Genomic DNA, 19,939 nt, shown 5'->3' with positions numbered 1-19,939 from the left:
AACTGTGTGCACCGTGACATCGCGGTGACAGGGTGTGGCGACGGGCGGGGTGCGGCTACGATGACCGGCACAAGGACGGGCGGCGAAAGGGAGTCGTCCCCTGGGGCGGCACCCGGTGTACCGCCGGGGCGAGGAGGGCGGGCCATGGTGCAGAAGGCCAAGATCCTCCTGGTCGATGACCGGCCGGAGAATCTGCTGGCGCTGGAGGCCATCCTCTCTGCGCTCGATCAGACGCTGGTGCGGGCATCTTCCGGGGAGGAAGCGCTCAAAGCACTGCTCACGGACGATTTCGCGGTCATCCTGCTGGATGTCCAGATGCCGGGTATGGACGGTTTCGAGACGGCCGCGCACATCAAGCGGCGGGAGCGGACGCGGGACATCCCGATCATCTTCCTCACCGCGATCAACCACGGCCCGCACCACACCTTCCGGGGTTACGCGGCGGGCGCGGTCGACTACATCTCCAAGCCGTTCGACCCGTGGGTGCTGCGCGCCAAGGTCTCGGTGTTCGTCGAGCTGTACATGAAGAACTGCCAGCTCCGGGAGCAGGCGGCGTTGCTGCGGCTCCAGTTGGAGGGCGGGCAGAAGGACCCGGTCGACAGCAAGGAGCCCGCCGGGCTGCTCGCGGAGCTGTCCGCGCGGCTCGCGGCGGTCGAGGAGCAGGCCGAGGCGCTCTCCAAGCAGTTGGACGACGAGTCCGCCGACGCGGCGGCGGTGGCCACGGCCGCGCATCTGGAGCGCAAACTCACCGGTCTGCGCCGGGCGCTGGACGCCCTGGAGCCGGGTGCCGACGGCTCCGCCCCTGTCCCTCCGCAGAGTTGACGTTCCGCCGGATCTCCGGCATCCCGTGAACGGGCGTCAATTCGACGCCCCGCCAAGGGCGACACGAACGGGTGAAGCAGTGGGCACACGTGTCCGCTGTCGTCTCCCCCGGTAACCTCCATCCCATGGCCTCACGTCCCTCCGCAGCCAAGAAGCCGCCCGCCAAGAAGGCGGCCGCTCCCGCGAAGGCTCCGGCGAGGAAGGCGGTCGCCAAGAAGGCCCCGGCCAAGAAGGCACCGGCCCGCCGGGCCCCGGTCCGCAAGGCACCGCCCAAGCCCGCGCCGAGCCCGACCGGCGGCCTGTACCGACTCGTCCGTGCCGTCTGGCTCGGCATGGCGCACGCCGTCGGCGCCGTCTTCCGGGGCATAGGGCAGGGCGCGCGCAACCTCGACCCCGCCCACCGCAAGGACGGGATCGCCCTGCTGCTGCTGGCCGTCGCGCTGATCGTCGCCGCCGGTACCTGGGCCGACCTGAGCGGACCCGTCGGCGACCTGGTCGAGATCCTGGTCACCGGCTCCTTCGGCCGCCTCGACCTGCTGGTGCCGATACTGTTCGCGGTCATCGCCGTCCGGTTCATCCGGCATCCCGAGCAGCCGGAGGCCAACGGACGGATCGTCATCGGTCTGTCCGCGCTGGTCGTCGGCGTGCTCGGTCAGGTGCACATCGCCTGTGGCTCGCCCGCGCGGGACGACGGCATGCGGGCCATAAGGGACGCCGGCGGCCTCATCGGCTGGGCCGCCGCCACCCCGCTGACGTACACGATGAGCGAGGTGCTCGCCGTACCGCTGCTGGTGCTGCTCACCGTGTTCGGGCTGCTCGTGGTGACCGCCACCCCGGTCAACCACATCCCGCGCCGGCTGCGCGCCCTCGGCATCCGCCTCGGCGTGCTGCACGACTACGCGGCCGACCTGGACGACGTCGAGGGCTACGACGAGCAGTGGCGCGACGAGGCGCCCGCGCGCCCCCGGAGCCGACGCGGCGGCCCCCAGGACTACGACCCCGACGCCGCCGAGGACGAGGCGCTCACCCGGCGCCGCCGCCCCCGCCGGTCCGCCGCGCGGTCCGACCCGCGCGGGATGGACGCGGTCGACGTGGCCTCCGCGGCCGCCGCCGCGCTCGACGGCGCCGTGCAGCACGGCATGCCGCCGTCCCCGGTCGTCGCCGACCTCACCCAGGGCGTGAGCGCGGGGGACCGCGAGGAGACCACCCCGGTCCCCGTGCCCTCCCCGGCACCGTCGTCCCGGCCCGTGCCGGGGAGGAAGAACACCGACTCCTCTGTCCTCGACCTCACCAAGCCGCCGCCCGAGACACCCCGCGAGATGCCCGCCCGCGCGGAGCAGCTCCAGCTCTCCGGGGACATCACCTACTCGCTGCCCTCGCTGGACCTGCTCACCCGGGGCGGCCCCGGCAAGGCCCGCAGCGCTGCCAACGACGCCGTCGTGGACTCGCTGCGCACGGTGTTCTCCGAGTTCAAGGTGGACGCGGCCGTCACCGGCTTCACCCGTGGCCCGACGGTCACCCGGTACGAGGTCCAGCTCGGCCCGGCCGTGAAGGTCGAGCGGATCACGGCGCTCGCCAAGAACATCGCGTACGCGGTCGCCAGTCCGGATGTGCGGATCATCAGTCCGATCCCCGGCAAGTCGGCCGTCGGTATCGAGATCCCCAACACCGACCGGGAGATGGTCAACCTCGGCGACGTGCTGCGGCTCGCGGAGTCCGCCGAGGACGACGACCCGATGCTGGTCGCCTTCGGCAAGGATGTCGAGGGCGGTTACGTGATGCGCTCCCTCGCGAAGATGCCGCACATGCTGGTGGCCGGCGCCACCGGCTCCGGCAAGTCGTCCTGCATCAACTGCCTGATCACCTCGATCATGATGCGGGCGACCCCCGACGACGTCCGGATGATCCTGGTGGACCCCAAGCGCGTCGAGCTGACCGCGTACGAGGGCATCCCGCACCTGATCACGCCGATCATCACCAACCCCAAGCGGGCCGCCGAGGCCCTCCAGTGGGTCGTGCGCGAGATGGACATGCGCTACGACGACCTCGCCGCCTACGGCTACCGGCACATCGACGACTTCAACCGCGCCGTGCGCGAGGGCAAGGTCACCCCGCCGCCGGGCAGCGAGCGCGAGCTGCAGCCGTACCCGTACCTGCTGGTGATCGTGGACGAGCTGGCCGACCTGATGATGGTCGCCCCGCGTGACGTCGAGGACGCGATCGTCCGCATCACCCAGCTCGCCCGCGCCGCCGGCATCCACCTGGTGCTGGCCACCCAGCGGCCCTCGGTGGACGTGGTCACCGGTCTGATCAAGGCCAACGTGCCCTCCCGGCTGGCCTTCGCCACGTCCTCGCTGGCCGACTCCCGCGTCATCCTCGACCAGCCCGGCGCCGAGAAGCTGATCGGCAAGGGCGACGGCCTGATCCTGCCGATGGGCGACAGCAAGCCGACCCGCATGCAGGGCGCGTTCGTGACCGAGGAAGAGGTCGCGGTCGTCGTCCAGCACTGCAAGGACCAGATGGCGCCGGTCTTCCGGGACGACGTCACCGTGGGCACCAAGCAGAAGAAGGAGATCGACGAGGACATCGGCGACGACCTCGATCTGCTGTGCCAGGCGGCCGAGCTGGTGGTCTCCACGCAGTTCGGGTCGACGTCCATGCTCCAGCGCAAGCTGCGGGTCGGCTTCGCCAAGGCGGGCCGGCTGATGGACCTCATGGAGTCCCGGAACATCGTCGGCCCCAGCGAGGGTTCCAAGGCTCGTGACGTTCTTGTGAAGCCTGACGAACTGGACGGCGTGCTCGCCGTGATTCGCGGGGAGTCTGACGGATAGGGATGCGGGCCGCCCGGCGTGTCGGGACTGCGCCGGGTGGCGGCACCACCGTGATCCACCCGTTAAACATCGGCGGGCAACCGTTTCCCTTCGCAGTACGTCAAGTTGAGCGAGAGCAGGGGCACAGGTACCGGCCTGGGCCTCCCGCTCCCGTCCGCCGTCGGGCTGACCGGCCATTCCGATGGCGTACACGTTCCATTCGCCTGCTTGCCCCACCCTTTCGTACCCCGCCTAGACTGAACGCTCAGCACAGGTGGCTCACACGCTCGAAAGGCGCCCCCGTGTCCATCGGCAGCAACTCCCCCGAAGACGAGCCCCCGTTCACCGACGCCCCTCAGACCGACGGTCCTTCCGTCGGCACCGCCCTGCGCCAGGCCCGTGTCGCGGCCGGGCTGAGCGTGGGTGACGTCAGCAACGCCACCCGCATCCGTCTGGCCATCGTGCACGCCATCGAGGAGGACGACTTCTCCTCCTGCGGCGGCGACGTGTACGCGCGCGGCCACATCCGCAACCTGGCCAAGGCGGTCCGTATCGACCCCGCCCCGCTCATCGCGCGGTTCGACGCCGAGCACGGCGGCCGGCCCGCGCCCACCCCGGCGGCCCCCCTGTTCGAGGCGGAACGCATCCGCCCCGAGCGCCGGGGCCCCAACTGGACCGCGGCCATGGTCGCGGCGATCGTCGTCGTCATCGGCTTCGTCGGCTTCACTGCCATCAAGTCGCAGACCGGCGGCGACACGGACACCCAGGCCGTCGAGGGCAACGCCTCGCCGACCGCCACCAAGTCCGCCGCGCCCACCCCGAAGACGGGGCAGTCCGCCACGCCGAAGTCCGACCCGTCCGACAGCGCCATCGCGGCCGCCCCGCAGGACAAGGTGACCGTCCGGGTCACCGCCTCCAACGGGCGGAGCTGGATCTCCGCGAAGGACCACAACGGCCGCATGCTCTTCGACGGGCTGCTCAACAAGGGCGAGTCCAAGACCTTCCAGGACAGCACCAAGATCAACCTGATCCTCGGTGACGCCGGGGCGATCGAGCTGTACGTCAACGGCAAGAAGATCGACGACGACTTCCGGCCCGGTGCCGTGGAGCGGCTCACGTACACCAAGGGCGACCCCGAGGTCGGGTGAAGCCCGCCGGGCGCCAGGAGCGAGCAGACACTGACGGAGATGACGGGGTTGGCCCACAACGGCCAACCCCGTCGACATGGGGTGCGGGACAGACAAAGTAGTCTTGAGCCCATGCCTGAACGCCGTACCGTCGCACTAGTCACTCTCGGCTGCGCCCGTAACGAGGTGGACTCGGAGGAGCTCGCAGGCCGTTTGGAGGCGGACGGCTGGCAGCTCGTCGAGGACGCCGCGGACGCCGATGTCGCCGTGGTCAACACCTGTGGGTTCGTCGAAGCCGCCAAGAAGGACTCGGTCGACGCCCTCCTGGAGGCCAACGACCTCAAGGACCACGGCAGAACCCAGGCCGTCGTGGCGGTGGGCTGCATGGCCGAGCGGTACGGCAAGGAGCTGGCCCAGGCGCTGCCCGAGGCCGACGGCGTGCTCGGCTTCGACGACTACGCCGACATCTCCGACCGCCTGCAGACCATCCTGTCCGGCGGGGTCCACGCCGCCCACACCCCGCGCGACCGCCGCAAGCTGCTGCCGATCAGCCCCGCCGAGCGCCAGGAGTCCGCCGCCGACGTCGCCCTGCCCGGCCACGGCCCGACCGACCTCCCGGACGGCCTCGCGCCCGCCTCCGGCCCCCGTGCGCCCCTGCGCCGCCGCCTGGACGGCTCCCCGGTCGCCTCGGTCAAGCTCGCCTCCGGCTGCGACCGGCGCTGCTCCTTCTGCGCCATCCCGTCCTTCCGCGGCTCCTTCATCTCCCGCCGCCCCAGCGATGTCCTCAACGAGACGCGCTGGCTGGCCGAGCAGGGTGTGAAGGAGGTCATGCTCGTCTCCGAGAACAACACCTCCTACGGCAAGGACCTGGGCGACATCCGCCTGCTGGAGTCCCTGCTGCCCGAGCTGGCCGAGGTCGACGGCATCGAGCGGGTGCGCGTCAGCTACCTCCAGCCCGCCGAGATGCGCCCCGGCCTGATCGACGTGCTGACCTCCACCCCGAAGGTCGTGCCCTACTTCGACCTGTCCTTCCAGCACTCCGCGCCGAACGTGCTGCGGTCCATGCGCCGCTTCGGTGACACCGACCGCTTCCTGGAGCTGCTGGACACCATCCGGAACAAGGCCCCCGAGGCCGGCGTCCGCTCCAACTTCATCGTCGGCTTCCCCGGCGAGACCGAGGGCGACCTCGCCGAGCTGGAGCGCTTCCTCACCGGCGCCCGCCTGGACGCCATCGGCGTCTTCGGATACTCCGACGAGGAGGGCACCGAGGCGGCCACCTACGACACCAAGCTCGACGAGGACGTGGTCGCCGAGCGCCTCGCCCACATCTCCCGGCTCGCCGAGGAACTCGTCTCGCAGCGCGCCGAGGAGCGCCTCGGGGAAACCGTGCGCGTCCTGGTGGAGTCCGTCGACGGCGAGGACGGGGTGTACGGCCGCGCCGCGCACCAGGCCCCGGAGACGGACGGCCAGGTGCTGCTCACGAGCGGCGAGGGCCTGGCCGTGGGACGTATGGTCGAGGCGAAGGTGGTCGGCACCGAGGGCGTCGACCTGGTGGCCGAGCCGCTCCCCGGCTCGTCGGTGGGCAGCGAGGAGGCGGCCAGATGACCGGAGTCCCGGCATCCGCCTCGGGCGGCTCCTCCGGCGCGCGCGGCGCGACCGGCCAGGCCGTCGACGGTGCTCCGGAGGTCTCCGACCCGGCCGCCGCGCTGGAGGCGCGGCACCCGCGTGGCGGCAAGCTGGCCGCGGCGGCCGTCAACCAGGCAAGCGTCTGGAACGTCGCCAATCTGCTCACCATGCTCCGACTGGTCCTGGTGCCGGGCTTCGTGGCGCTGATGCTGGCGGACGGCGGCTACGACCCGGCCTGGCGCGCCTTCGCCTGGGCGGCCTTCGCCGTCGCCATGATCACCGACCTGTTCGACGGGCACCTGGCGCGCACCTACAACCTGGTCACCGACTTCGGGAAGATCGCCGACCCGATAGCGGACAAGGCGATCATGGGCGCGGCGCTGATCTGCCTGTCCTTCCTGGGCGACCTGCCCTGGTGGGTGACGGTGGTCATCCTGGGCCGGGAACTCGGCATCACCCTGCTGCGTTTCGTGGTCATCCGGTACGGCGTCATCCCGGCCAGCCGGGGCGGCAAGCTGAAGACGCTCATCCAGGGCGTCGCGGTCGGCATGTACGTGCTCGCGCTGACCGGCGCTCTGGCCACCCTGCGGTTCTGGATCATGGCCGCGGCGGTCGTCCTCACGGTCATCACCGGCCTCGACTATGTGAGACAGGCCATGGTGCTGCGCCGCCGGGGAATCGCCGAGCGGGCGGCGGCGTTGGAAGAGTGAGAAGCGTGAACCCCACAGCCACCGAAGTGGTGCGGCTACTCCACGTGAACGGCGAGACGCTCGCCGTGGCCGAGTCGCTGACCGGTGGTCTGGTCGCCGCCGAGATCACCTCGGTCCCCGGCGCCTCCCGGGTGTTCCGGGGTTCGGTCACCGCCTACGCCACCGAGCTGAAGCACCGGCTCCTCGGCGTCGACGCCGCTCTGCTGGAGCGGTCCGGCGCGGTGGACCCGCAGGTCGCCGCCCAGATGGCGGCCGGTGTGCGGGAAGCTCTCGGCGCCGACTGGGGCATCGCCACCACGGGGGTGGCCGGCCCCGATCCGCAGGACGGACAACCGGTCGGCACGGTGTACGTGGCCGTCGACGGGCCCTTCCGGAAGGGCCCGGTCTCCGCCCCCGGCGGAAAAGTGGAGGCCCTGCGGTTGAACGGCGGCCGTGCGGAAATTCGTATGGAGAGTGTACGGAGCGTACTCGCACTGCTTCTTGCGGAGCTTGCGGGCGAACAGACCGGAAATGAGCGGGCACAGGATACGGAACGGAACGGGGGGTTTTGATGTTTGCAGCCCTGAGTGAACACGACATCGCTCCCCGCACGGCCGCGGCGCGAGGCGGTACGGTGGGGCGAGAAGGATGCGGCTACGCGGTCCGAGGAGGGAGCCACCGATGATTCTGCTCCGTCGCCTGCTGGGTGACGTGCTGCGTCGGCAGCGCCAGCGCCAGGGCCGTACTCTGCGCGAAGTCTCCTCGTCTGCCCGGGTCTCACTCGGCTATCTCTCCGAGGTGGAGCGGGGGCAGAAGGAGGCATCCTCCGAACTGCTCTCCGCCATCTGCGACGCGCTGGACGTACGGATGTCGGAACTCATGCGTGAGGTGAGTGACGAACTCGCACTCGCCGAGCTGGCCCAGTCCGCCGCCGCCAACGACGGCGTACCGGCACCGGTCCGGCCGATGCTGGGTTCCGTGTCGGTGACCGGTGTGCCACCGGAACGGGTGACCATCAAGGCACCCGCCGAAGCGGTGGACGTGGTCGCCGCGTGACCTGCGCGCACGCGGCCTAGCGCCCGATACGTGTGAGCCCCGGCCGGGCCTCCCTGGATCTTTCAGGTGAGGCGCGGCCGGGGCTTTCTCATGCGCGTGCCCGGGTGGGTTTCGGTTTCTTTGCTCCGTTTGCCCGGTGCGGGCGCCCCGGTCATGGTGGGAGGGACCCGAAGCCCGCCGAGAACCCGAGGACAGCGGATGTATGTGGTGAAGAGTTCCCTTCCCGAGGCCGAGCTGAAGACCGTCTCCGAGGCCCTCCAGGGGGCGCTCGTGGACCTGGTCGACCTCTCGCTGGTCGCCAAGCAGATCCACTGGAACGTCGTCGGGCCACGCTTCCGGTCCATCCACCTCCAGCTCGACGAGGTGGTCCTCTCCGCGCGCACCGCCTCCGACCTGGTGGCCGAACGCTCCTCTGCGCTGGGCGTGCCGCCGGACGGACGCGCGTCCACGGTCGCCTCCGGCACCGGCATCAAGGTTCCGCCGTCCGGCTGGATCAAGGACACGGACGCCGTCGCCGGCATGGTCGCCGCCCTCGGTGCGGTCATCGGCCGGATGCGGGAGCGGGTGAACGCCACCGGCGACGCCGACCCGGTGACCGAGGACATGTTCATCCAGATCACGGGCGACCTCGAGAAGCACCACTGGATGTTTCAGGCCGAGAGCGCTTAGCGGCAGCGGGCTTCCGGGCCGCCCTCTCCGGGTGTCTGCCCGGTGTTGCTCCGGTGAGCCCTTCGGTGCGCCTTCCGCGGGTGGCAGGCGGTGTTCTAGCTTCTCCGGCTGGAGGTGGCGGGTCCATGGACGGGCGAATAGTGCGCTGGGGGGCAGGTCTGGGGTTCGGCGCGGTGTGGTGGTGGGCGGTGCTGCGGCTGACGCTGGGGGACGGCGCGGGGGTGCTGGAGGGGTCCGTGGTGCTCGGCGGGTGGGGGCTGGGGGTGCTGCCGGTCCACTGTGTGGCCAAGGACCGGGCCGAGGGGGCGGTGCGGACGGGACGGTGGCGGGAGGCTTGGCGCGGCGCGAAGGAGGGCGAGGGCGATGGTTCGGGTGCGGAAGCGGGTGCTGGGGTAACTCGTTCGGGTGAGGCGGGGGCGGGGTGAGCGGGGGCTGCTCCGGGTGAGGCGGGGGGTTGGGTCTCGCGGTCTGTGGTCCCGCGGCCTCTGGCCGCGTGGGCCGGCGTGCTGGCGGGGGTCAGCGTGCGGGGCGCGGGTAGCGCTCGCGCCAGCGCTGGGCGGTGCCGGGTGCGGGGGTGGGGCCGCTCTGGCAGGTGGGGCACCAGTAGGTGGGGCGCTCCTGGGTGCCGTCGCCCTGGTCGGCCACGCGTACGCGGGTGCGGCAGCGCAGGCAGGGGCGGGAGGCGCGGCCGTAGACGTAGAGGTCGTCGCGGGGCAGGCCGGTGGTCCGGCGGACCGGGCGGGCCCTGTTGACCTCCAGCAGGCGCTGGGCCATGCCGGGGAGCTGGGCGGCGCGGTCCTCGGGGAGTGAGCCGACGGGGAGCCAGGGGGTCACGCCGAGCAGGAAGCACAGCTCGCTCTTGTAGACGTTGCCGATCCCGGCGAGATTGCGCTGGTCGAGCAGGGCCTCGCCGAGGGCGCGCTCCGGGTCGGCGTACAGGTTGGCGAGGGCGCGCTCCGGGTCCCAGTCGGGGCCCAGGAGATCGGGCCCCAGATGGCCTACGACGCGCTCCTCGTCCTCGGTGCGCAGCAGCTCCAGTACCGAGAGGCGGTAGCCCACGGCCATGCGGTCGTCGGCGCCCAGGACGACGCGGATCTGGTGTCCGGCGCCGCCTCGCCAGGGCCGGCCGGTGCCGTACACCTTCCAGGCGCCCTCCATCCGCAGATGCGTGTGCAGGGTCAGGCCGCCCTCGATGCGGGTGAGCAGGTGTTTGCCGCGCGGGGCGGTGTTCAGCACGGTGCGGCCGGTCAGGTCGACCGTCGCGTACTGCGGCACCCGGAAGTCGCTGTGGGTCAGCACCCTGCCCGCGAGCGCGTCGTGCAGCCGCTTCGCGGTCTGCCACACCGTGTCACCTTCGGGCATGCGTCCAGGGTGCCACGACCCCGGCGCCTTCTTTGGCCGCCGAGGTCAGGCGCGCAGGCGCAGGCCCCTTGGGGTCGCTATGAAGCCGGCGCCTTCCAGCAGGGGGCCCAGGGTCGAGGTCAGGGCCGCGGTGCCGTTGATCCGCTCCACGGTGACCGTGCCCAGGGAGCCCGCGCGGGCGGCCGCCGCCAGGGCTTCCGCCGCCGCGCGCAGGCGGGGGTCGTCGGACGCCGCGGAGTCCGGGTCGGTGGGCCAGGCCAGCAGGGTCTTGCCGCCGCGCTCCATGTAGAGGGTCAGCTCGCCCTCCACCAGGACGACCAGCGAGCCCGCCTTGCGGCCGGGCTTGTGCCCGGCGCCTGCCGGGGGTTCGGGCCAGGGCAGGGCGGCGCCGTACGCGTTGGCGGGGTCGGCGGCGGCGAGGACCACCGCTCTGGAGTCGGGGGCGGCCTCCCGCGCGCGCGGGCCGTAGCTCCGGCTCGCGGGGGAGCCCCCGTAGCCGGTGCCGCCGCGCGGGCCGCCCTGGCCGGGGGAGGCGTACGGGTCGGGGATGGCCGCCGGGCCGAAGGGGCGCGGCAGACCGTCGTCGTCCCCGCCCGGGGGCGGCCAGGCGAAGTCGCCGTCGAGGCTCGGGTGGCCGAAGCCGCCGGAGGAAGGGTCGAAGGCGTCCGGCGCGGCGTGGCCGTCGCCGGGGAAGGGCGGGAGGGCGCCGTTGCCCACCGGGGCGGGGGCGGGCAGGACGCGCTCGCCCCGGTCGCGGGCGTTGGACACCGCGCGGAGGCGGTCCACGGCGCCGTCCATGGCGAACTGGGCGGCGCCCAGCCCCTCGACCACATAGCCGCGCCGGGCCTGACCGCTCTCCTCGAACACGGACAGCACCCGGTACACCGCCGAGAAGCCGCCCTCGACGCCCTCCGCGCCCACGGCGCCTCTGGTCACCACGCCGTGCCGGTCCAGCAGGGCGCGCGCACGCGCGTGGGCGCGCACGGTGGCGTCCGGCTCGGGCACGGGCAGCAGCGACCAGCGGCCGCCCACGGTCGGCGGACCGGACCGGGAGCCGGCGCGGGCGGCGGCGGTCAGGGAGCCGTACCGCCCGCGCGGGACATTGCGTTTGGCCCGGTGGGCCGTCGCGCCCGCCGTGCGGCCCGAGCCCAGCAGGGCGCGCATCGGGGCCAGGGTGTCGTTGGTGAGCCGGCCCGACCAGGCCAGGTCCCACAGGGCGTCGGCGAGGTGGGCGTCGCTCGCCTCGGGGTGCGTGGTGGCGCGGACCTGGTCGGCGATCTGACGGAAGAACAGGCCGTACCCGCCGGAGAGCGTGTCCAGGATCGACTGGTGGAGCGGGCTCAGCTCCAGGGGGTGCGGGGGCGGCAGCAGGAGGGGAGCGGTGTCCGCGAGGTAGAGCGAGACCCAGCCGTCCTTGCCGGGCAGGGAGCCCGCCCCGGCCCACACGACCTCGCCCGCGGCGGTGAGTTCGTCCAGCATCGACGGCTTGTAGTCCGCCACGCGGGACGGCAGCACCAGCTTCTCCAGCGCGGAGGCGGGCACCGAGGCGCCCTGCAACTGCTCGACGGCGCGCACCAGTCCGTCGGTGCCGCGCAGCGTGTGGCCCTTGCCGATGTGCTGCCACTGGGGGAGGAACTGGGCGAGCGCGGCAGGCGGGACCGGCTCCAGCTCGTGCCGCAGCGCGGCCAGCGAACGGCGGCGCAGCCGGCGCAGCACCGTGGCGTCGCACCACTCCTGGCCGATGCCCGCCGGATGGAACTCGCCCTGCACGACCCGGCCGCTGCCGGCCAGCCGCTGGAGGGCGCCCTCGGTGACCGCGACGCCCAGACCGAAGCGCGCGGCGGCGGAGGCCGAGGTGAAGGGGCCGTGGGTACGGGCGTAGCGCGCGAGGAGGTCGCCGAGCGGGTCCTTCACCGGCTCGGTGAACGCCTCGGGGACACCGACCGGCAGCGCGGTGCCCAGCGCGTCGCGCAGGCGCCCCGCGTCCTCGACGGCCGCCCAGTGGTCGTGGCCGGCGACGCGCACCTTGATGACCCGCCGGGCGGCGGCCAGTTCACGCGCCCACTCCGGCTCCGCGCCCCGCTCGGCCAGCTCGGCGTCGGTCAGCGGGCCCAGCAGCCGGAGCAGGTCGGCGACGCTCTCCGGGTCCTTGGCGCGCCGGTCCTCGGTGAGCCACTGGAGTTCGCGCTCCAGCTCGGTCAGCACCTCGGCGTCGAGCAGCTCGCGCAGCTCCGCCTGGCCGAGCAGCTCGGCCAGCAGCCGGGAGTCCAGGGAGAGCGCGGCGGCACGGCGCTCGGCGAGCGGGGAGTCGCCCTCGTAGAGGAACTGGGCGACGTAACCGAACAGCAGGGAGCGGGCGAAGGGGGAGGGCTCGGGGGTGGTGACCTCGACCAGGCTGACCTTGCGGGACTCGATGTCGCCCATCAGCTCGACCAGGCCGGGCACGTCGAACACGTCCTGGAGGCACTCGCGGATCGCCTCCAGGACGATCGGGAAGGACCCGAACTCGCTGGCCACCTCCAGCAGTTGCGCGGCGCGCTGGCGCTGCTGCCACAGCGGGGTGCGCTTGCCGGGGCTGCGGCGCGGCAGCAGCAGCGCGCGGGCGGCACACTCCCGGAAGCGGGAGGCGAACAGGGCCGAGCCGCCGACCTGGTCGGTGACGATCTGGTCGACCTCGCCCTTGTCGAAGGCGACATCCGCCGCGCCGACCGGGGCCTGCTCGCCGTCGTACTCCGTGCCGCCCCTGCCGGGGCTCTGGTCCAGCAGGTCCAGGCCCATCAGATCGGCGTCGGGCAGGCGCAGCACGATGCCGTCGTCGGCGTGCATGACCTGCGCGTCCATGCCGTACCGCTCGGAGAGGCGGGCGCCCAGAGCCAGGGCCCAGGGGGCGTGCACCTGGGCGCCGAAGGGGGAGTGGATCACGACCCGCCAGTCGCCCAGCTCGTCCCGGAAGCGCTCCACGACGATGGTGCGGTCGTCCGGGATGTGCCCGCACGCCTCGCGCTGTTCGGCCAGGTAGGACAGGACGTTGTCCGCCGCCCAGGCGTCCAGGCCCGCGGTGAGCAGGCGCAGCCGGGCGTCCTCCTCGGACAGCGCGCCGACCTCGCGCAGGAACGCGCCGAGCGCGCGGCCCAGTTCGAGCGGGCGGCCGAGCTGGTCGCCCTTCCAGAACGGCAGCCGGCCCGGCACACCGGGCGCGGGGGAGACCAGGACCCGGTCGCGGGTGATGTCCTCGATGCGCCAGGAGCTGGTGCCCAGCGTGAAGACATCGCCCACGCGGGACTCGTAGACCATCTCCTCGTCCAGCTCGCCGACCCGGCCGCCGCCCTTCTTGGGGTCGGACCCGGCGAGGAAGACGCCGAACAGGCCCCGGTCGGGGATGGTGCCGCCGGAGGTGACGGCGAGCCGCTGGGCGCCGGGCCGGCCGCTGATGGTGCCGGCCACGCGGTCCCACACCACGCGGGGACGCAGTTCCGCGAACGCGTCCGAGGGGTAGCGGCCCGCGAGCATGTCCAGGGTGGCGGTGAACGCGGACTCGGGCAGCGAGGCGAAGGGCGCCGCGCGGCGCACGGTGGCCAGCAGGTCGTCGAACTGCCAGGTGTCCAGGGCGGTCATGGCGACGAGCTGCTGGGCCAGTACGTCCAGCGGGTTGGACGGCACCCGCAGCGACTCGATCCCGCCGGAGCGCATCCGCTCGGTGACCACGGCCGCCTGCACCAGGTCGCCCCGGTACTTGGGGAACACCACGCCGGTGGAGACGGCGCCCACCTGGTGTCCCGCGCGGCCCACGCGCTGGAGACCGGAGGCGACCGAGGGCGGGGACTCGACCTGGACGACCAGGTCGACGGCGCCCATGTCGATGCCCAGCTCCAGGCTGGAGGTGGCCACCACGGCGGGCAGCCGCCCGGCCTTCAGATCCTCCTCGACCAGCGCGCGCTGCTCCTTGGAGACCGAGCCGTGGTGCGCGCGGGCGATCACCTGCGGCGCGCCCTGAGCCGCGCCCGAGCCGCCCATCAGCTCGGCCGGGGAGTGGTGCTCGTCCAGCTTCTCGCCGGTGGCGCGCTCGTAGGCGATCTCGTTGAGCCGGTTGCACAGCCGCTCCGCCAGGCGGCGGGAGTTGGCGAACACGATGGTCGAGCGGTGCGACTGGACCAGGTCGGCGATCTTCTCCTCGACATGCGGCCAGATCGAGGGCTTCTCGGCCTTGTCGTCGCCGTCGGCCGCGGGGGAGCCGCCCAGCTCGCCCATGTCCTCCACGGGCACGACCACGGAGAGGTCGAACTCCTTGCCCGACTCGGGCTGGACGATCTCCACCCTGCGCCGGGGCGAGAGGTAGCGGGCCACCTCGTCCACCGGCCGCACGGTCGCCGACAGGCCGATCCGGCGCGCCGGCTTGGGCAGCAGCTCGTCCAGGCGCTCCAGGGACAGCGCGAGGTGCGCGCCGCGCTTGGTGCCCGCGACCGCGTGCACCTCGTCCAGGATCACGGTCTCGACGCCGGTGAGCGCGTCCCGCGCGGACGAGGTCAGCATCAGGAACAGCGACTCGGGGGTGGTGATCAGGATGTCCGGCGGCCGGGTGACCAGCGCGCGCCGCTCGGCGGGCGGGGTGTCGCCGGAGCGGATACCCACCTTGACCTCGGGCTCGGGCAGGCCCAGGCGGATGGACTCCTGGCGGATGCCGGTCAGCGGGCTGCGCAGATTGCGCTCCACGTCCACCGCGAGTGCCTTCAGCGGGGAGACGTACAGCACCCGGCAGCGCTTCTTGGGGTCGGCCGGGGGCGGGGTGGAGGCCAACTGGTCCAGGGCGGCGAGGAAGGCGGCCAGCGTCTTGCCGGACCCGGTCGGCGCCACCACCAGGGCGTCCGACCCCTCGTTGATGGCTTTCCAGGCGCCCGCCTGGGCCTCGGTGGGCGCGTGGAACGCCCCCGTGAACCATTCGCGGGTCGCGGGGGAGAAGCCTTCGAGGGCCGGGTGGGCGGAACTGACCATGCCTCCATCCTGCACCCGCCCACTGACAATCGGGCTGACCTGGGCAAACGGGGCGGATCAGGGCGTGCCGCGACCGGCGGACGTGGCCGACAATGGGCGTATGGCGGGTTCAGCGGAGCGGGCACGGCACTGGCGGTACGCGGAACTGCCCGGGGTCGACCTGCTCCGCGCCCGCTACATCCGCAAGACCTTCGTCCGCCACACCCACGAGAACTTCGTGATCGCGGCCATCGCCGACGGCGTCGAGGTCTTCCACCACCAGGGAGCCGACGTCTCCGTGGGCGCGGGCTCCCTCGCCCTGGTCAACCCGGACACCCCGCACACCGGCCGCGCGGGCGTCCCCGAGGGCTGGCGGTACGGCGCGGTCTACCCCTCGCCCGAGGTAGTGGCCCGGATAGCGGCCGAGACGACGACCATCCGGGGCACGCCCGGCTTCGCCGCGCCGATGGTGGACGACCCGTACACCGTCCGCCTCGTCCACCAGGTGCTGCGCGCCGCCGAGGAGGGCAACGCGCTGGCCGCCGACACCCTGCTGAGCGTCGCGGTGACCCGGCTGCTGCGGCTCAACGGCGGCCCGCTGCCCGAGCGCCGCCCCCGCTCGGCCGGCGCCGGGATCGCCGCACGCGCGCGTGCCGTGCTGGAGGAGCGGATGGCCGAGCCGCCCAGCCTGGAGCGGCTCGCCACCGACCTGGGCACCAGCCGCTTCGCCCTGCTGCGGGCCTTCCGGGACGCCTACGGCATGCCCCCGCACACCTGGCTCACCGACGCGCGTGTGCGCCGCGCCCGGCTCCTGCTGGACACCGGCACCCCGCCCGCCGAGGCCGCCGCGCTCGCCGGCTTCACCGACCAGCCCCACCTCAACCGCCACTTCGCCCGCATCGTCGGCGTGCCTCCGGGGGCCTACCAGCGCGAACGCGAGAACCGCGAGAACACAGCCGGGCGCAACAACGTACAAGACGCCGCCGCAGGAGCGGCCGTAGCGTCCGGGGCGTGGCACAGCGACAGACAGCACTCGCGGACAGGGCCGCCGAGGACGTGGGAAAGCCGGACAGCGCCGTCGTACGGGACGCCCTCGGGGTCGGCGTCGCCGTAGGGCTCTCCGGCTTCGCCTTCGGCGTCACCTCGGCCGGCAGCGGACTCGGACTCCTCCAGACCTGCGCACTCAGCCTCCTGGTCTTCACCGGCGCCTCCCAGTTCGCCCTGGTAGGGGCGCTCGCGGCGGGCGGCAACCCGTTCACGGCCGCGGCGGGAGCGTTCTTCCTGGGCGTGCGCAACGCGTTCTACGGGCTGCGGCTCTCGCAGTTGCTCGCCCTCCCGCGCGCGTTGCGGCCGTTCGCCGCCCAATGGGTGATCGACGAGACCACCGCCGTCACCGTGGCCCAGCCGGACCGCCGCTCCGCGCGGCTCGGCTTCACCGTCACCGGGCTCAGCCTCTACGTGCTGTGGAACCTCACCACCCTGCTCGGCGCCCTCGGCGCCCAGGCCCTCGGCGACACCGGCGCCTGGGGGCTGGACGCGGCCGGGCCCGCCGTCTTCCTGGCGCTGCTCGCGCCCATGCTGACCACCTTCACCGAACGGGCGGTCGCCGCCCTCGCGGTCGTCCTGGGCCTCGGGCTGCTGCCCGTCCTGCCCGCCGGGGCGCCCGTCCTGGTGGCGGCCCTGGCGGCGCCGCTCGCCCTGTTCGTCCAAGGTCTGCGCGCCCGCTCCGCACAGCGGCCGGGCACCCCGGAGGAGGACCGTTGAACACCTGGCTCGCCATCGGCGTCACCGCGCTCGGCTGCTACGCCGTCAAGCTCGCCGGACTGCTCGTCCCCGCCAGCGCCGTGGAGCGGCCCCTGGTCAAGAAGCTGGCCGCGCTGCTCCCGGTCGCCCTGCTGGCCGCGCTCACCGCCCAGCAGACCTTCGCCGACGGCCACGCCCTCGTCCTGGACGCGCGGGCCGCAGGGGTCGCGGCGGCGGCCGTCGCGCTGCTGCTGCGCGCGCCGTTCCTGGTGGTCGTCGCCGTGGCCGTGGTGGTGACCGCCGGCGTACGCGCCCTGACCGGCTGAGCGCCGGGTCAGCCGACGTAGCGGCCGTACGCCCTCAGGGTGCGCAGCGCCTCGATGGTCACGCCGGCGCGCGCCTCCAGCGCGGGAGCCGGTGCCCATTGGCGCCACCGGACCGGCCAGCCGCCGTCCTCCTCCTGCTCGGCGGCGAGGAACTCCAGCGAACGCGTCATCTCCTCGTCGGTGAACCACGCGCGCGCGAGCGAGTCGGGGGTGCGCGCGAAGTCGTGCGGGAAGTGGTGCTCGCCGGGCGCGTAGCCGGGGGCGACGGGGAACGCGCCGAGATGGTCCGGGTCCAGCACCGCGAGGCGCCGCTCGCGCACCAGGCGGCCGAGCCGGTCGGCGGCCGCCTCCGCGCGGGCGCGGTCGGGAGCGGCGTCCAGGAAGGCCACGGCGGCCTCGACCTCGTACGGATGCGAGGTCTCCAGGGCGTCCACGGCCTGCCAGCAGAAGTCGGTGGCCCGGAACAGCCACGCGTGCCACACCTCGTTGCGGTGCAGCAGGCTCACCACCGGGCCCGTGGCCAGCAGCTCGCTCGGCGGGTCGTCCACCACCGGCACGAACGGCGCCACCGGGTAGCCGCGCTGACTCGGACAGACGGCCGGCAGGGCGCCGTCCGCGGTGGACACCGAGGTCAGATACCGGCACACCCGCTCCACCCGCTGGCCCCCGCACCGGCCGATCGCGTCCAGCACGTGCAGCGCGCGGGCGGTGTGCAGCGGCTGGCTCACCGGGCCGCGCAGGTCGGGCTCGAGGGCGTGGCCGTAACCGCCGTCCTCGTTGCGATAGGCGTCCAGGGCCCTCTCCACCGGGTCCGCGCCGCCGTTCAGGAAGCGGTGCGCGAAGAGCCGCTGCTCCAGCACGCGCGCGGTGAGCCAGACGAAGCGCTCCGCGCGGAGGAGGGGGGTGTGCGCCGGGCGCGCGGAGGGGAGTGAGGGACCACCTGATTCGGCCATGGACCAGACCGTAGAGCCACCGGAGCCCGCCGAGAACGGTCCCGGACGGTGCCGCCCCCCGAGGCGGGATACTTGAGGCATGCGGTTGACGGTCTTCTGGCAGCGGATGGCGGAGCACTTCGGTGCGGGGTACGCCGACTCCTTCGCGCGCGATCACATCATGTCCGAGCTGGGCGGACGGACGGTGCACCAGGCACTGGACGCGGGCTGGGACGCCAAGGACGTGTGGCGCGTGGTGTGCACCGTGATGGACGTGCCGGGGGACAAACGCTGAGCCGTGCTCGTCGGCCGGTGCCGGGCGCCATCGGCCGAAAGGCGGGGGCGAAATACGCGGATCGCCGGTCACCCGGTCGGCGGACCCCACGACGGGTGTGTTGACGGCCACATGCCGAGTAGGTCACCCGGGCCCTCCTACGGTCCGCGCTGTCGGTGGCGTGGGTGAGACTTGGCCCGTGGCACGCATCGACGACATCGAGCCGACCGACCCGCAGACGGCACCTCCGCCCGTGGCGGCGCCCTCCGCCGCCGGCACGCCGCCGCGCGAGCCCGCCGCCGGTGCCCTCACGGGTGCCCGGATGCCGCGATGGCTGCCGCGCGCCATGGTGCTCGCGCTCACGCTGGTCGCCCTGTTCCAACTGGGGAGCTGGGCCTTCCACGAGCTGACCGGGCTGCTGCTCAACATCCTGATCGCGTTCTTCCTGGCGCTCGCCATCGAGCCCGCCGTCAGCCGCATGTCCGCGCGCGGGATGCGCCGGGGACTCGCCACCTTCCTGGTCTTCCTCGGCCTGGCCGTCGTCACCGCCGGCTTCTTCACCCTGCTGGGCTCGATGCTCGCGGGCCAGATCATCAAGATGATCGAGGGATTCCCCGAGTATCTGGACTCGGTCATCAACTGGGTCAACCAGACCTTCCACCTCCAGGTCCGCCGGGTCGACGTCCAGGAGGGCGTGCTCCACTCCGACTGGCTGCGCAAGTACGCGCAGAACAGCGCGGCCGGTGTCCTCGACGTGTCCGCGCAGGTGCTCGGCGGGCTCTTCCGGGTCCTCACCGTCGGCCTGTTCTCGTTCTACTTCGCCGCCGACGGCCCCCGGCTGCGCCGCGCCCTGTGCTCGGTGCTGCCGCCCGCGCGGCAGGCCGAGGTGCTGCGCGCCTGGGAGATCGCCGTCGACAAGACCGGCGGCTACATCTACTCGCGCGGTCTGATGGCGCTCATCTCCGGCATCGCGCACTACATCCTGCTCCAGGCCCTCGGCGTGCCGTACGCGCCCGTGCTCGGCGTCTGGGTCGGCCTGGTCTCCCAGTTCGTACCGACCATCGGCACCTACCTCGCGGGCGCGCTTCCGATGCTGATCGCCTTCACCGTGGCGCCCTGGTACGCGGTCTGGGTGCTGATCTTCGTCGTGGTCTACCAGCAGTTCGAGAACTACATGCTCCAGCCCAAGCTGACGTCGAAGACCGTCGACATCCACCCGGCCGTCGCCTTCGGCTCGGTCATCGTGGGCACCGCCCTGCTCGGCGCGGTGGGCGCCCTGATCGCGATCCCGGCGGTCGCCACGCTCCAGGCGTTCCTGGGGGCGTACGTGAAGCGGTACACGGTCACGGACGACCCGCGCGTGCACGGCCACCGGCTGCGCCGGCGGGGCCGCCCGGACACCTTCATCCGCCTCCGCCTGGGGCGCCCGCGAGCGCCGGAGCCGGACTCCGAGGGCTAGGACCTGTCCGGCGGATCATGCTGCGGGAAGAAGCGGTGCCGATCGACCCCGTCCGCGCCATGATCCTCCGGACGAC

The 19,939-nt window shown here is 73.0% G+C and carries 17 protein-coding genes; 14 read left to right on the top strand and 3 right to left on the bottom strand.

The window, feature by feature from the left end; all coding sequences use genetic code 11:
- The first annotated feature begins 144 nt into the window (after positions 1-144).
- From ACZ3HQ_RS15395 to ACZ3HQ_RS15355, 9 genes are all read left to right on the top strand, one after another.
- Positions 145-822, top strand: a complete 678-nt coding sequence (locus ACZ3HQ_RS15395; RefSeq protein WP_467511039.1) for a response regulator — start codon at positions 145-147, stop codon at positions 820-822.
- 125 nt (positions 823-947) lie between these two features.
- Positions 948-3,653 carry a DNA translocase FtsK gene (locus ACZ3HQ_RS15390; RefSeq protein WP_467511037.1) on the top strand — a complete coding sequence of 902 codons (2,706 nt, stop codon included), beginning with the start codon at positions 948-950 and terminating at the stop codon, positions 3,651-3,653.
- Between the two features lie 281 nt (positions 3,654-3,934).
- Positions 3,935-4,780 (top strand): helix-turn-helix domain-containing protein, encoded by an 846-nt coding sequence (locus ACZ3HQ_RS15385; RefSeq protein WP_467511035.1) that lies wholly within the window; start codon positions 3,935-3,937, stop codon positions 4,778-4,780.
- A gap of 111 nt (positions 4,781-4,891) precedes the next feature.
- Complete coding sequence (gene rimO, locus ACZ3HQ_RS15380) at positions 4,892-6,364, top strand: 30S ribosomal protein S12 methylthiotransferase RimO (protein WP_467511033.1); 1,473 nt, start codon at positions 4,892-4,894, stop codon at positions 6,362-6,364.
- Positions 6,361-7,095 (top strand): CDP-diacylglycerol--glycerol-3-phosphate 3-phosphatidyltransferase, encoded by a 735-nt coding sequence (gene pgsA / locus ACZ3HQ_RS15375; protein ID WP_467511031.1) that lies wholly within the window; start codon positions 6,361-6,363, stop codon positions 7,093-7,095. The genes rimO and pgsA overlap by 4 nt, the downstream gene beginning before the upstream one ends.
- Before the next feature lie 5 nt (positions 7,096-7,100).
- Entirely contained in the window at positions 7,101-7,646 is a 546-nt protein-coding gene (locus ACZ3HQ_RS15370) for a CinA family protein (RefSeq protein ID WP_467511029.1), read from the top strand.
- 109 nt (positions 7,647-7,755) lie between these two features.
- Positions 7,756-8,130 (top strand): helix-turn-helix domain-containing protein, encoded by a 375-nt coding sequence (locus ACZ3HQ_RS15365; protein ID WP_031183054.1) that lies wholly within the window; start codon positions 7,756-7,758, stop codon positions 8,128-8,130.
- Between the two features lie 198 nt (positions 8,131-8,328).
- Positions 8,329-8,799 (top strand): Dps family protein, encoded by a 471-nt coding sequence (locus ACZ3HQ_RS15360; RefSeq protein ID WP_355195600.1) that lies wholly within the window; start codon positions 8,329-8,331, stop codon positions 8,797-8,799.
- Between the two features lie 125 nt (positions 8,800-8,924).
- Positions 8,925-9,224, top strand: a complete 300-nt coding sequence (locus tag ACZ3HQ_RS15355; protein WP_467511026.1) for a hypothetical protein — start codon at positions 8,925-8,927, stop codon at positions 9,222-9,224.
- 91 nt (positions 9,225-9,315) lie between these two features.
- Here the strand turns inward: ACZ3HQ_RS15355 and ACZ3HQ_RS15350 are convergent, their stop codons facing one another.
- Both ACZ3HQ_RS15350 and ACZ3HQ_RS15345 read right to left on the bottom strand, forming a co-directional pair.
- Positions 9,316-10,161, bottom strand: coding sequence for a DNA-formamidopyrimidine glycosylase family protein (locus ACZ3HQ_RS15350; RefSeq protein WP_467511024.1), 846 nt, complete (start codon positions 10,159-10,161; stop codon positions 9,316-9,318).
- Positions 10,162-10,206: 45 nt separating this feature from the next.
- On the bottom strand, positions 10,207-15,150 hold the full coding sequence (locus ACZ3HQ_RS15345) for an ATP-dependent helicase (RefSeq protein WP_467511022.1): 4,944 nt from the start codon (positions 15,148-15,150) through the stop codon (positions 10,207-10,209).
- A gap of 100 nt (positions 15,151-15,250) precedes the next feature.
- Here ACZ3HQ_RS15345 and ACZ3HQ_RS15340 point away from each other — a divergent pair, with 100 nt between their 5' ends.
- The 3 genes from ACZ3HQ_RS15340 to ACZ3HQ_RS15330 are packed head-to-tail and all read left to right on the top strand — an operon-like array spanning position 15,251 to position 17,198.
- On the top strand, positions 15,251-16,243 hold the full coding sequence (locus tag ACZ3HQ_RS15340; RefSeq protein ID WP_467511020.1) for an AraC family transcriptional regulator: 993 nt from the start codon (positions 15,251-15,253) through the stop codon (positions 16,241-16,243).
- Positions 16,141-16,893 (top strand): AzlC family ABC transporter permease, encoded by a 753-nt coding sequence (locus ACZ3HQ_RS15335; RefSeq protein ID WP_467511018.1) that lies wholly within the window; start codon positions 16,141-16,143, stop codon positions 16,891-16,893. Before ACZ3HQ_RS15340 ends, ACZ3HQ_RS15335 begins: the two co-directional genes overlap by 103 nt.
- Positions 16,890-17,198 (top strand): AzlD domain-containing protein, encoded by a 309-nt coding sequence (locus ACZ3HQ_RS15330; protein WP_030803336.1) that lies wholly within the window; start codon positions 16,890-16,892, stop codon positions 17,196-17,198. The genes ACZ3HQ_RS15335 and ACZ3HQ_RS15330 overlap by 4 nt, the downstream gene beginning before the upstream one ends.
- Positions 17,199-17,206: 8 nt before the next feature.
- Here ACZ3HQ_RS15330 and ACZ3HQ_RS15325 read toward each other — a convergent pair whose 3' ends face one another.
- Positions 17,207-18,151, bottom strand: a complete 945-nt coding sequence (locus ACZ3HQ_RS15325) for a hypothetical protein (RefSeq protein ID WP_467511015.1) — start codon at positions 18,149-18,151, stop codon at positions 17,207-17,209.
- Between the two features lie 79 nt (positions 18,152-18,230).
- Between ACZ3HQ_RS15325 and ACZ3HQ_RS15320 the strand changes: the two genes are divergently transcribed.
- Positions 18,231-18,425, top strand: a complete 195-nt coding sequence (locus ACZ3HQ_RS15320; RefSeq protein WP_031183082.1) for a DUF3046 domain-containing protein — start codon at positions 18,231-18,233, stop codon at positions 18,423-18,425.
- A gap of 301 nt (positions 18,426-18,726) precedes the next feature.
- Positions 18,727-19,863 (top strand): AI-2E family transporter, encoded by a 1,137-nt coding sequence (locus ACZ3HQ_RS15315; RefSeq protein WP_467511084.1) that lies wholly within the window; start codon positions 18,727-18,729, stop codon positions 19,861-19,863.
- Positions 19,864-19,939 lie beyond the last annotated feature (76 nt).

The organism is Streptomyces sp. NPDC018263 (assembly GCF_055562575.1).
Note: the sequence above shows the minus strand (reverse complement) of the source record. Positions and strands in the feature narration are given on the sequence as shown.